Genomic DNA, 12,871 nt, shown 5'->3' on the forward strand with positions numbered 1-12,871 from the left:
CGTCAAAAGCTGTGCCAGAGGAGCAATGCTTGCATTAGAATAAATCATTGCTTTAATCACAGCGCTCACGGAATGGACTACCTGCAATGATGAATGTATTGACTCTGGAACACTTCGCCACGCGCGTCAACGATACATTTGCCGCCGTTAGCGACGGGAATGCCGCTTTCATCCTGAAGGAAGTGCGTCCCTTGCCGTCCGCCACGCTGGAGGGCATGCTGCGCGCGCCGTTCAGCTTGGTATTCCACAATCGTTCCCCCATCCTCTTCAGCCAAAAAATCTTTCAGCTGCGGCATGATGCGTTGGGCGAAGTGGGCATCTTTCTGGTGCCGGTGGCGCGTGACAGCGACGGTTTTCTGTATCAGGCGGTGTTCAACTGAGCGTGTTGCCGGAGGGGGCAGACGCGGAGGCAGGCAGGGCCAGGCGGGCGCCGTGCCGGCGCCGCCTGGCCCCCCGTTAAGTATCAATCAAATGCGGGAAACTCGCCTTGCAGGGCGATGCAGAAATTCAGCGCCAGCATGGGCTGGCGGTTTTCGTGCGCCTGCCCGCCGCCCGCCGAGGCGACGGTCTGTGGCGAGAACGTCGTGTTGGGTGTTGTCGCCGGCACGAAGGCGTTCGTACCGGTGATGCTGGTGAGGCCATCGCCCGTTTGCGGCACGTTGCGTTGCAGGCTGGCATTGGTCTGGCGGCTCAATGTCAGTTGATGGGTGTGCGCAGGAATCTGCGTGGCGCCCAGCTGGACCGTGTTGCTGCCGAACGTCTCGCCCATCACGCGCGGGGTGAGTCCCGGTCCTTGTCCCTGGCCGCAGGGCGCACGTCCCGTGAAGTTGGGCAACTGGAAGGTATTGACTCCATCGCCGCCATATTGCGTGCCGATTAATGAAAACAGGGCGGCGTATTGCCGTATCTGCAAAGTGGCGCCATTGCAGCTGGCCCACCCGTAGGGCGTGAAATTGAACCCGAAGACTTGTATTTCGCCAATGTATGGTGATGTCACGGTAGTTTCTCCTGATCGATTCTGTTGGCAGCGTATGCTTGCTGGCTGTTATTGCTGGGATGGGAAAATACCTGCCCATGCGATGCAAAATGACGCGGTCAGGGTTGGCATGGTGTTCTCATGCGGCAAGTTGCCGCCTGCGCTGCCTGTTGCCGCCGGCGCCAATGCATAGGTGGTGAGGCCAGCCAGACTGCTGGTGTACATCTTGTCGTTATTGACCGGGGCCGCCAGCTGCGTGTTGACCGCTGGCGTATCCACCGTCGCCAGCGAGCTGAGCGCACTGACCACGTGCGTATGCGCGGGAAGCTGGGTCTGCAGCAAGGTCACCGTTTCGCTGCCGCTTTTTTGCCCCAGGACGCGTGGCGTCAGGCCAGGACCCGTACCCTGGTGCAGGGGAACCTGGCCGCGCAGGTCGGGCACGGCGAAGGTATTGACGCCGTCGCCGCCGTAGGTGGTGCCCAGCAGGGTGTACAGCACTTCGTTATTGGCGATCGGTTTCAGGCTGCCGTCGCAGGCAAACCAGCCGGAAGGAATACGGGGAAAGGAAAACAGGCGGATTTCGCCGACATAGGGTGTGGACATGACTATGCTCCGTGGGAAGTGGCTGGCACGTTAGTTGCGCGACGGGAAGATACCGCTCAGGGCGATATTGAAATTGAGCACCTGGAATGGCTGCATATTGTTATGCGCCTGGTTACCGCCGGTCTGGCCCAGGGTCTGGCTGTTCAAGGACACTTGCGGGCCCGCCGTGCCATAGATGAATTCCGCGCCGCTGCCGCCGTACAGCGTGTTGGTCGGGTTCTTCGTGGTGCCGGGCGTGGTCGAGGCATTCAGCGCATGCGTATGCGCCGGGATCTCAGTCAGTGTCAAAGTGATAGCTTCCGCACCGGCACGCATACCGATCGGATAGGGTGCAGGTTGCCAGGAACCGTCCACCGAAGCGCCTGCGCCGACAGGGGTGCTGCCCTGCAGGTTGGGCAAGGCGAAGGTGGTCGAGCCGTTGCCCCCGTAGTAGGTGCCCAGCAGTGCAAATAGCGCCTGATTCTGCGCAATTGGTAGCAATTGCCCGTTACATGCTGCAAACCCACGCGGCACAAAACCAAATCCGCTCATCATGATTTGTCCCAGATATACATCAGCCATCGTCGTTCTCCCACGGTTGCAATGTCATCAAATGCCAAATGGTTAACATTTTCCATTTGCAATCAATATTGTTTTTTGAAAAACCCTTTTTGTTATAGTTACTTTATTGAAATCTCGGAGTAGCATACGTTGTCATATGGCAAGCGTCAACATCTGTTGACCCTGTAGAAGAGCCTTGACAGGCCTGGCTTGCAGCCTGAATTCACGTTCCTTTTTTGTCTAAAAAACTGTGTATTGGAGAAAATATGTTGCGTATTAGCAACGATATCCTCGTCCGCCCGGCGTTTTCTTTTTTGCTTTATTTTTTCTGGAAACAAGGGGTGCATGCCAAGCCGTGCCGCTGACGGGCCGTCAGTGTCCGGCCGTTTCGTGCACTGGTTCGCTTCGCTGTGCCTGCTGGTGCTGGCGTTCGGCGCAGGCCCGGCACAGGCGGGGCCGAGCATAAAATGTCCTGCCAATCAGAGTTTTACCGTCGCCTCCGGCGGCTCCCATGTGATTGATATGTCAGCGTGCAGCAGCTTTGGCCTGACGGAAAACAACCCCGGGGCGCTGCACGGCACGATTACCGGCCTTGTCAATAACGGTACCGGCATCGCGACCTATATCAACAATGGCGACGGGGCGCTGTCCGACAGTTTTGTCCTGCTGGATGAGGATAGCCAGACAATGACGTTTACGGTGACCGTCTTGCCTGCCGCGGCGGCTTTTACCGTTTCGCCGGGCAGTTTGACGGCGCCCGTGATTGGCGTGCCGTACAGCCAGGCCATGTCGGCCAGCGGCGGCGTGGCTCCCTACACCTACGCGTTGGATTCCGGCACCTTACCGCCAGGTATCACCGTGTCGTCGAGTGGCGTGATTTCCGGCACCGTGACGGCGACCGGCGCCTATGTGTTCGCCATCAAGGTGACGGACTCGACATCAGGCACGCCGCTGACCGTCACCAAGAATTATTCGGTGTCGATCGCGGTGCCCACCCTGTCCATCACGCCCACCACGCTGACGGCGGGCGGAATATCGACGCCCTACAGCCAGCAACTGAGCACCTCCGGCGGCACCGCGCCCTACACGTATGTGGTGGAATCGGGGTCCTTGCCGCCGGGCCTGACCTTGTCGGCCAGCGGTTTGTTATCAGGCACGCCCAGCGCCATCAACACCTATAACTTTGTGATCAAATCGACGGATGTCACGGGCGGCAATGGGCCGTACAACACGTCCAGAAGCTATTCGATGGTGATCAACGCCCAGCCGCCGCCAACCATCACCGGCGTGTCGCCCGCCTCCGGCCCTACGGCCGGCGGCACGAGCGTCACCATCACCGGTACCGGCTTTACGGGCGTCACGGCGCTGAAGTTTGGCGCCAACAATGGCGTCAGCGTCACCGTCGTCAATTCCACGACCATCACCGCCACCTCGCCAGCCGGCAGTGCCGGCACCGTGAACGTGACCGTTACGGCGACCGGGGGCACCAGCGCCACCGGCGCCGCGAACCAGTTCACGTATATTCCTGCGCCAACGGTCACCAGCATTTCTCCCACGGCTGGGCCCTCCGCCGGCGGCACCACGGTCACCATCACGGGCACGGGCTTTAGCGGCACCACGGCGGTGACTTTCGGCGCCACAGCGGCGAGCGGCTTCACGGTCAACAGCGCCACGCAGATCACGGCGACGGCGCCACCCGGCGTTGCCGGCACGGTGGACATAAGCGTCACCACGGCAGGCGGCGGCAGCACCATCAGCGCGGCCGATCAATTTACCTATGTGGCAAAGCCTGTGGTGAGCAGCGTTTCGCCCACCTTCGGCCCGGTTGCCGGCGGCACGAGCGTCATCATCACGGGCACGGGCTTTAGCGGCACCACGGCCGTGACCTTCGGCGGCACGGCGGCGAGCGGCTTTACGGTCAACAGCGCCACGCAGATCACGGCGACGGCGCCAGCCGGCGTTGCCGGCACTGTGGACGTAAGCGTCACCACGACGGGCGGCAGCAGCACCATCAGCGCGGCCGATCAATTTACCTATGTGGCAAAGCCTGTGGTGAGCAGCATTTCGCCCACCTCCGGCCCGGTTGCTGGCGGCACGAGCGTCATCATCACGGGCACGGGTTTTAGCGGCACCACGGCGGTGACCTTCGGCGGCACGGCGGCGACGGGCTTTACGGTCAACAGCGCCACGCAGATCACGGCGACGGCGCCAGCCGGCGTTGCCGGCACTGTGGACGTAAGCGTCACCACGACGGGCGGCAGCAGCACCATCAGCGCGGCCGATCAATTTACCTATGTGGCAAAGCCTGTGGTGAGCAGCATTTCGCCCACCTCCGGCCCGGTTGCTGGCGGCACGAGCGTCATCATCACGGGCACGGGTTTTAGCGGCACCACGGCGGTGACCTTCGGCGGCACGGCGGCGACGGGCTTTACGGTCAACAGCGCCACGCAGATCACGGCGACGGCGCCAGCCGGCGTTGCCGGCACGGTGGACATAAGCGTCACCACGGCAGGCGGCGGCAGCACCATCAGCGCGGCCGATCAATTTACCTATGTGGCAAAGCCTGTGGTGAGCAGCGTTTCGCCCACCTTCGGCCCGGTTGCCGGCGGCACGAGCGTCATCATCACGGGCACGGGCTTTAGCGGCACCACGGCCGTGACCTTCGGCGGCACGGCGGCGAGCGGCTTTACGGTCAACAGCGCCACGCAGATCACGGCGACGGCGCCACCCGGCGTTGCCGGCACGGTGGACGTAAGTGTCACCACGACGGGCGGCAGCAGCACCATCAGCGCGGCCGACCAGTTCACCTATGTTGCGCCACCAGCGGTGAGCAGCATTTCGCCCACCTCGGGCCCGGTTGGCGGCGGCACGAGCGTCATCATCACGGGCACGGGCTTTAGCGGCACCACGGCGGTGACCTTCGGCGGCACGGCGGCCAGCGGCTTTACGGTCGACGGCGCCACGCAGATCACGGCGACGGCGCCACCCGGCATTGCCGGCACGCTGGACGTGCGCGTCACCACGGCAGGCGGCACCAGCGCCACCAGCGCGGCGGACCAGTTCACCTATGTGGCGACCCCGGCGGTGACGAGCATTTCCCCGACTGCCGGCCCGGCAACCGGCGGCACCACGGTCACCATCACGGGCACGGGATTTGGCGGCACGACGGCAGTGACCTTCGGCGCCACGGCGGCGACGGGCTTCACGGTCAACAGCGCCACGCAGATCACGGCCACGGCGCCAAGCGGTACGGGCACGGTGGACGTGCGCGTCACCACGACAGGCGGCACCAGCGCCACCAGCGCCGCCGACCAATTTAGCTATGTCGCGGCACCAGCGGTGAGCAGCATTTCGCCCACCTCGGGCCCGGTTGGCGGCGGCACGAGCGTCATCATCACGGGCACGGGCTTTAGCGGCACGACGGCGGTGACCTTCGGCGCCACGGCGGCGACGGGCTTCACGGTCAACAGCGCCACGCAGATCACGGCCACGGCGCCAGCCGGCACGGGCACGGTGGACGTGCGCGTCACCACGGCAGGCGGCACCAGCGCCACCAGCGCCGCGGACCAATTTAGCTATGTCGCGGCACCAGCGGTGAGCAGCATTTCGCCCACCTCGGGCCCGGTTGGCGGCGGCACGAGCGTCATCATCACGGGCACGGGCTTTAGCGGCACCACGGCGGTGACCTTCGGCGCCACGGCGGCGACGGGCTTCACGGTCAACAGCGCCACACAGATCACGGCCACGGCGCCAAGCGGTACGGGCACGGTGGACGTGCGCGTCACCACGGCAGGCGGCACCAGCGCCACCAGCGCGGCGGACCAATTTAGCTATGTCGCGGCACCAGCGGTGAGCAGCATTTCACCCACCTCGGGCCCGGTTGGCGGCGGCACGAGCGTCATCATCACAGGCACGGGCTTTAGCGGCACGACGGCGGTGACCTTCGGCGCCACGGCGGCGACGGGCTTCACGGTCAACAGCGCCACACAGATCACGGCGACGGCGCCAAGCGGTACGGGCACGGTGGACGTGCGCGTCACCACGGCAGGGGGCACCAGCGCCACTAGCGCGGCGGACCAGTTCACCTTTGTGGCGGCCCCGGCGGTGACGAGCATTTCGCCGACTGCCGGTCCGGCAACCGGCGGCACCACGGTCACCATCACGGGCACGGGATTTGGCGGCACCACGGCGGTGACCTTCGGCGGCACGGCGGCGACGGGCTTCACGGTCAACAGCGCCACGCAGATCACGGCCACGGCGCCGGCCGGCAGCGGCACGGTCGACGTGCGCGTGGCCACGATTGGCGGCACCAGCGCCACCAGCGCCGCGGACCAATTTAGCTATGTCGCGGCACCAGCGGTGAGCAGCATTTCGCCCACCTCGGGCCCGGTTGGCGGCGGCACGAGCGTCATCATCACGGGCACGGGCTTTAGCGGCACGACGGCCGTGACCTTCGGCGCCACGGCGGCGACGGGCTTCACGGTCAACAGCGCCACGCAGATCACGGCCACGGCCCCAAGCGGCAGCGGCACGGTCGACGTACGCGTGACCACGATTGGCGGCACCAGCGCCACGGTTGCAGCGGACCAATTCACGTACGTGGGCGCCCCGGTGGTGAGCGGCTTGTCGCCCACGTCTGGTCCAACGACGGGCGGTGCCAGCGTGGTGATCTCCGGCGCGGGCTTTACCGGCGCGACGGGGGTGACCTTCGGCGCCACGGCGGCCAGCGGCTTTACCGTCAACAGCGCCACGCAGATCACGGCGACGGCGCCAAGCGGCACGGGCACGGTGGACGTGCGCGTCACCACGGCAGGCGGCACCAGCGCCACCAGCGCGGCGGACCAGTTCACCTATGTGGCGGCCCCGGCGGTGACGAGCATTTCGCCGACTGCCGGTCCGGCAACCGGCGGCACCACGGTCACCATCACGGGCACGGGATTTGGCGGCACCACGGGGGTGACCTTCGGCGGCACGGCGGCGACGGGCTTCACGGTCAACAGCGCCACGCAGATCACGGCCACGGCGCCAAGCGGTACGGGCACGGTGGACGTGCGCGTCACCACGACAGGCGGCACCAGCGCCACCAGCGCCGCCGACCAATTTAGCTATGTCGCGGCACCAGCGGTGAGCAGCATTTCGCCCACCTCGGGCCCGGTTGGCGGCGGCACGAGCGTCATCATCACGGGCACGGGCTTTAGCGGCACCACGGCGGTGACCTTCGGCGCCACGGCGGCGACGGGCTTCACGGTCAACAGCGCCACGCAGATCACGGCGACGGCGCCGGCCGGCAGCGCCGGCACGGTGGACGTGCGCGTCACCACGGCAGGCGGCGTCAGCGCCACCAATGCCGGCGACCAGTTCACCTACGTAGCGGCACCGGCGGTCACGGGCTTGTCGCCGACGTCAGGTCCGGCCACGGGGGCACCAGCGTGGTCGTCACCGGCACGGGCTTTACCGGCGCCACGGCGGTGCGATTCGGCAGCGTCAATGCCACCAGCTTTACCGTCACCAGCGCTACGCAAATCACGGCCACCAGTCCATCTGGCAGCCTGGGAGTGGTAGAGGTGAAGGTCACCACGGTTGGCGGCACCAGTGCCAGCAATGCGGCGGATCAATTTACGTATATCCCGACTGGCGTCATCACGTTTGCCACACCGACTGCGGCAGCCGTTCCATTGGGGAATAGCTTGACCAATGCGGCCACGTCCAGTCTCGCGGGCGGCAGCTATGGCGCCATCAGCTATACCAGTTCGAATGCTGGTGTGGCTACCGTCAGCGGCGCTGGCGTTATCACCCCCGTTGCCGCTGGCACCAGCACCATTATCGCGACGCAGGCCGCAGTGGCTGGCGTGAACGCCCAGGCATCGCAAAGTTATACCTTGACGGTGACATCCGCGATGAACATCACGCCAGCCAGTTTGCCTGCCGCGACAGTTGGTACCGCCTACAGCCAGCAACTGACGGCCAATGGCGGTATTGGACCATACGCGTTTGCGGTCTCCGGTACCGCGCCAGCCGGCATGGCGCTGAGCGCCAGCGGTGTGCTGAGTGGTACGCCAACGGCCGCCGGCAGTTTTGCGCTGACCGTACAAGTGACGGATACGCGTCAGTTCACGGCGACGAAAAACTACACCTTGTCTGTGGCTGCGGCGACACTCGCCCTGACGCCGGCCAGCCTGCCCAATCCGGTCGCGGAAGCCGCCTACAGCACGACAGTGACGGGGACGGGCGGCACGGCGCCCTACAGCTATGCCGTGGTTGGTACCTTGCCAGCTGGCCTGAGCCTGAATGCGTCCACCGGCGTGCTGTCCGGCACGACGAATGTGGCGGGCAGTTTCACGTTCGGCATCAAGGTGACGGACAGCAGCACGGGCGTGGGGGCGCCGTTCAGCGCCAGCAACAGCTACACGCTGGCCGTGGCGGCACCCGCCTTGAGCCTGACACCGTCCAGCCTGGCCGCCATCCGCGCCGGCGATGCCTACAGCCAGCCATTCACGGCGGCCGGCGGCGTCGCGCCGTATGCGTATGCGGTGAGCAGCGGCGCCTTGCCGGCCGGCCTCGTGCTCGATGCCGCCAGTGGCGTGCTGAGCGGCACACCGACCGCGTTCGGCAGCTTCAGCTTCACCGTGCAAGCGAAGGATGCGCACCAGTTCACGGTGCAGCAAGCGCTGACCTTGCTGGTGAACCAGGCGCCGCCGCCCGTGGTCAATGAGTCGGGGACGACTTCGGCCAACCAGGAGGTGAGTCTGACCATTGATGCGGCCGACGGCAGTCCCATCACGGCAGTCACCATCGTCACGCCGCCCAGCCATGGGCGGGTCGATATCGTTTCGTCGGCGCGCATGGCAAGCATGGCACGCGGCGTCGCAGCAGCAGTAGCAGCCCCTGCTGTCAGCCGCTTCATCGTCACCTATACGCCGAACAAGGATTACTTCGGTCCTGACAGCTTCAGCTATACGCTGACGGGCCCCGGCGGCGTATCGGCACCTGCCACCTTCAGCCTGACGGTGGCGCCGCAGCCGGTGCCGGTACCTGTCGCCAAGACGGCGACGGTACTGGCCGGCACGCCGGTGACCCTGCATGCGACGGAAGGCGCGACGGGCGGGCCGTTCACGGCAGTGGCCATCACCACGGCGCCTGCCAGCGGCACGGCGGTCGTCAATGGCATGGACATCGTCTACACGCCGGGCATCAATACCAGCGGCGACGTCAGCATCGGCTATACCTTGTCGAACGTGTTCGGCACCTCGGCGCCGGTGAAATCGACGATTACCGTCAATCCGATGCCGCAAGTGGTCAGTCAGAGCGTCACGGTGGTGGCCGGCCTGACGGTGACGGTCGACCTGACGGCGGGCGCCACGGGCGGTCCGTTCACGGCGGCCAATGTACTGAGCGTGGCGCCGGCGGAGGCGGGCAAGGTGGTGGTGCGCGACGCGGGCACGGCCGGCAAGCCGTCGTACCAGTTGAGCTTTGCAGCGTCGGGCAAGTTCTCCGGCGCGGCCGTCGTCAGCTACACCCTGAGCAATGCCTTTGCCACTTCGAAACCGGGCGTGGTCAACGTCACCGTGACGGCGCGCCGCGACCCGTCGGTCGATCCGGAAGTGATCGGCCTGCAGGCGGCGCAAGCCGATGCGGCGCGGCGCTTTGCCAGCGCGCAGCTGTCGAACTTCACGCAGCGCCTGGAAAGTCTGCATGGCGATGGCTGGGGACGCTCGAACTTTGGCCTGAGCCTGACGCCGCCGAACGACAGCGGCAACCCGACGGCGGCGCTGGCGCGCTGGCAGGAGCAGGAAGCGGACCGCGTGTTCGGCACGGCGGTGAAACCGTTCATGCGCAAGGCGGCCTTGCGCCAGTCTGACGCCGGTTTCAGCAGCGAGCGGCAGCCTGTGGATGTGAGCCAGGCCACCAGCGGCTTGCCGGACATGCCGCAGAAGCCGGACACGCAGAAGCAGGCGCTGGCGCTGTGGCTCGGCGGCGCGGTCGACTTCGGCCAGCACTATGTGAATGGCCGCGACACGGGCTTCCGCTTCCGCACCAATGGCGTCAGCGTGGGGGCGATTACCGCCTCAGCGACCTGGCGACCCTGGGCGTGGGCGCCGGTTTCAGCCATGACCGCAGCGACGTGGGCCAGAACGGCAGCCGCAGCACGGCCGACAGCGCCGTGGCGGCCGTGTATGGCAGCCTGCGTCCGAGCAAGGGCGTCTTCCTCGACGGCGTGCTCGGCTACGGCACCTTGCAGTACGACGCTTCGCGCTACCTGTCCGATGGCAGCGGTTTCGCCACGGGCGAACGCGACGGCAAACAGGTGTTCGGCGCGCTGGTGGGCGGTATCGAGATGCGCCATGACACCTGGATGTGGTCGCCATATGGCCGCGTGGAACTGATGTCGGCCAAGCTCGACCCGTACACGGAGAAGGCGGCGGGCATCAATGCCTTGAGCTACTTCAAGCAAACTGTGCGTTCGCGCATCGGCGCGCTGGGCGTGCGGGCCGAGGGCATCTATGTCGGCGGCCTGGGCACGTGGTTCCCGCGCGCGCGGCTCGAGTACCGCCACCAGTTCCAGGGCGCCGATGATGCGCGCCTGGCATATGCCGACCTGGTGGCCGACGGCCCCGTGTACGTGATCCGCACCGTGCCGCAGCAGACGGGCAACTGGGCGGCGGGGCTGGGCGTCAAATTGCTGCTGTCGAACGGCATGACCATCACCCTGGACTACAACAGCAATCTGAATATCGATAGCGGTCGTACCCAGTCGGTGATGTTCGGGATCGCCATGCCGCTCAAGTAATCAGTCACGCAGTCAGGCTAACCCTGATCGCCGGCCCGGGAAACACTTCCGGTCCGGCGATTTTTTTACCGGTGCGCCGTCACAACGCCCACGGATGTTCTTCCGCGCCGGCGACGATGCCGCCCAGCACGGCCTGGTCGCGTTCGGCATGGCTCTGGCGCAGGAACACGGGCAGGTCGGCCGCCAGGCGCGCGAAGTGGGCGTCGCGGCACAGGGGCCGGCCCCCAGCGCGCGCGTGGCCAGGTGCAGCACCAGCGTGGCCGCGTCTTCCGTTGCCAGGCGCAGGCGCAGCGCCAGGGCCATCGCATCGCTATGCGGGCACCGGTCGATCTCGGCGGCACCCTCGCGCAGCAGGGCGGCCACGGCGCGCAGCGCGCAGTCGATCTGGCCCAGTTGCGCCAGGCGGACTGCATCGGGGGCGGCGTGCTGCGCGCGCGCATGCAGGTGGCCGGCGATGGCGCAGGCGGCGCCATACCAGGCGGCCGCGATCCCGGTGGCGCCATGCCAGAAGCCGGGGCGGGCCGGATAGGCACCCGGCGCGCCCACGGGAAAGGCGCGCGCGGCGGAAAAGGTCACGTCGACGCTGGCGCAGGCGGCCATGCCGACGGCTTGCCAGCCTTCGTCCGTGACGTGCACGCCCGGCTGCGACAGGGCGACGCAGGCGAGGCAGGCTTGGCGATCGTCGTTCCAGCAGCTGATCAAGGCATGGCTGAGTCCCTTCGCCCCGGAACACCAGGCCTTGCGCCCGTCGAGCACATGGCGGCCATCGGCCATCTGCCGCAACCGCACGCGCGCCCCCGGCAGGTCCGCGCTCCAGACGCCCCACAGGCTGCCGGCCGGCACGCCGGGAGCGCCGATTTCCGCCAGGATGGCGAGCGCGTCCGTATGGCCTTCATATAGCTTGAGCAGGGACAGGTCGATGGCGGCGACGGCGGCCAGCATTTGCCAGCGCAACAGGGTGGCGCCGTGGCCGGGCGGGGGCAACTGGTCCAGCCCCGCGTCGCGCAGGCGCCGCAAGCCTTCGATGGGGAGAAAAGCGCTGTCCTGCGGCTGCAGCAGGGTGGCCAGCGCAGCGCTGGACGGCAGGGAGAAAGCGTCGATCGACATGGCAAGCTCCTTTTTCAGCAGGATAGCTTTTTGCTTTTGCAATGTCTGTCCGATTCTACACCTCCCCCGCCGACGGACCCGGGGCCATGAAGCCGCAGGGCCATGGGTCCCGCGGCAAGTCGCGCGCTTACTTTTTTACATACAGCATGTCGGGCACATAGCTGGTGCCGTTATGCGAGAAGGTGTAGAGGTTGTTGTCGCGCAAGAAGATGCCGCCCTTGATGGTTTGCGCCGGGCGCATGCCTTCATCGAGCAGGCAGGTGGAGCCGCCTTCATAGTCGATGCACCATTGCTGCTTGCCATCTTTCTTCACGTATTGCACGCCAGGTCCCGCGACGCTGAAGCTATAGGCGGGGATGGACAGGTTCAGCTTGTCGATGCGCACGTTGCTCGCGCTACCGTTTTCCGTCAGCTTGGCGAGAACGTCAGCCACGCCATCGGGTGTCGCCGTGATTTTCGCGCTCATGGTTTCCGTGCCCAGCAAGGTGCCGCTGCAGCCCGTCTTGAGATAGGTTTCGGTGGTGGAGGTCAGTTCCATCGCGCCGCTGCCATCGGCCTTGGCCGCGATGACCATGGTCTCGCGTTCATGTTCGTCGCATGGCGCTTGCCAGGTGCCGACGTAGGAGGCCAGTGTCGAGCCGGCATTGATATTGCCTGCATCGCCACTGCCGCCGCCACCGCCGCAGCCAGTCAGCAGTGCGGTGCTTGATGTCAAGAAGACTGCCACGATTTTTTTCATGCCCCATCCTTTTATTTCGGCAAGCATGCGTGCCGTAGGCGCGGCAACAGTATAAAAGGATGGATAAGGGGCAATTCTCACCGAATGTATTGGTGACTTGATTTGGATCAACATCAGT

The 12,871-nt window shown here is 65.7% G+C and carries 8 protein-coding genes and 1 pseudogene; 4 read left to right on the forward strand and 5 right to left on the reverse strand.

The window, feature by feature from the left end; all coding sequences use genetic code 11:
• Nucleotides 1-86: 86 nt before the first annotated feature.
• Nucleotides 87-380, forward strand: a complete 294-nt coding sequence (locus ACRHIG_RS11410) for a DUF6916 family protein (RefSeq protein ID WP_475415510.1) — start codon at nt 87-89, stop codon at nt 378-380.
• A gap of 83 nt (nt 381-463) precedes the next feature.
• Here the strand turns inward: ACRHIG_RS11410 and ACRHIG_RS11415 are convergent, their stop codons facing one another.
• The 3 genes from ACRHIG_RS11415 to ACRHIG_RS11425 are packed head-to-tail and all read right to left on the reverse strand — an operon-like array spanning nt 464 to nt 2,140.
• On the reverse strand, nt 464-997 hold the full coding sequence (locus ACRHIG_RS11415; protein ID WP_475415509.1) for a phage tail protein: 534 nt from the start codon (nt 995-997) through the stop codon (nt 464-466).
• Between the two features lie 48 nt (nt 998-1,045).
• Nucleotides 1,046-1,579, reverse strand: coding sequence for a phage tail protein (locus tag ACRHIG_RS11420; RefSeq protein ID WP_475415508.1), 534 nt, complete (start codon nt 1,577-1,579; stop codon nt 1,046-1,048).
• A 30-nt stretch (nt 1,580-1,609) separates the two neighbouring features.
• The gene (locus tag ACRHIG_RS11425) at nt 1,610-2,140 is read right to left on the reverse strand and encodes a phage tail protein (RefSeq protein ID WP_475418107.1); all 531 of its coding nucleotides are present in this window, start codon (nt 2,138-2,140) and stop codon (nt 1,610-1,612) included.
• Between the two features lie 324 nt (nt 2,141-2,464).
• Between ACRHIG_RS11425 and ACRHIG_RS11430 the strand changes: the two genes are divergently transcribed.
• From ACRHIG_RS11430 to ACRHIG_RS11440, 3 genes and pseudogenes are all read left to right on the forward strand, one after another.
• Nucleotides 2,465-7,681 carry a beta strand repeat-containing protein gene (locus ACRHIG_RS11430; protein WP_489630227.1) on the forward strand — a complete coding sequence of 1,739 codons (5,217 nt, stop codon included), beginning with the start codon at nt 2,465-2,467 and terminating at the stop codon, nt 7,679-7,681.
• Nucleotides 7,588-9,114 (forward strand): annotated as a pseudogene (locus ACRHIG_RS11435) (putative Ig domain-containing protein); the annotation flags it as partial. The gene ACRHIG_RS11430 and the pseudogene ACRHIG_RS11435, both read left to right, overlap by 94 nt.
• A gap of 1,094 nt (nt 9,115-10,208) precedes the next feature.
• Nucleotides 10,209-10,907 (forward strand): autotransporter domain-containing protein, encoded by a 699-nt coding sequence (locus ACRHIG_RS11440; RefSeq protein WP_489630228.1) that lies wholly within the window; start codon nt 10,209-10,211, stop codon nt 10,905-10,907.
• 12 nt (nt 10,908-10,919) lie between these two features.
• Here the strand turns inward: ACRHIG_RS11440 and ACRHIG_RS11445 are convergent, their stop codons facing one another.
• Both ACRHIG_RS11445 and ACRHIG_RS11450 read right to left on the reverse strand, forming a co-directional pair.
• On the reverse strand, nt 10,920-12,014 hold the full coding sequence (locus ACRHIG_RS11445; protein ID WP_489630229.1) for an acyl-CoA dehydrogenase family protein: 1,095 nt from the start codon (nt 12,012-12,014) through the stop codon (nt 10,920-10,922).
• A gap of 127 nt (nt 12,015-12,141) precedes the next feature.
• Complete coding sequence (locus ACRHIG_RS11450; RefSeq protein WP_489630230.1) at nt 12,142-12,753, reverse strand: hypothetical protein; 612 nt, start codon at nt 12,751-12,753, stop codon at nt 12,142-12,144.
• Between the last annotated feature and the right edge of the window lie 118 nt (nt 12,754-12,871).

This window comes from Janthinobacterium sp. C22 (assembly GCF_057919405.1).

Excerpts from the sequence above, each read along its gene's own strand:
- ACRHIG_RS11445 (WP_489630229.1), bottom strand. The coding sequence starts at position 12,014 with ATGTCGATCGACGCTTTCTCCCTGCCGTCCAGCGCTGCGCTGGCCACC.
- ACRHIG_RS11430 (WP_489630227.1), top strand. The coding sequence starts at position 2,465 with ATGCCAAGCCGTGCCGCTGACGGGCCGTCAGTGTCCGGCCGTTTCGTG.
- ACRHIG_RS11420 (WP_475415508.1), bottom strand. The coding sequence starts at position 1,579 with ATGTCCACACCCTATGTCGGCGAAATCCGCCTGTTTTCCTTTCCCCGT.
- ACRHIG_RS11410 (WP_475415510.1), top strand. The coding sequence starts at position 87 with ATGATGAATGTATTGACTCTGGAACACTTCGCCACGCGCGTCAACGAT.
- ACRHIG_RS11425 (WP_475418107.1), bottom strand. The coding sequence starts at position 2,140 with ATGGCTGATGTATATCTGGGACAAATCATGATGAGCGGATTTGGTTTT.
- ACRHIG_RS11450 (WP_489630230.1), bottom strand. The coding sequence starts at position 12,753 with ATGAAAAAAATCGTGGCAGTCTTCTTGACATCAAGCACCGCACTGCTG.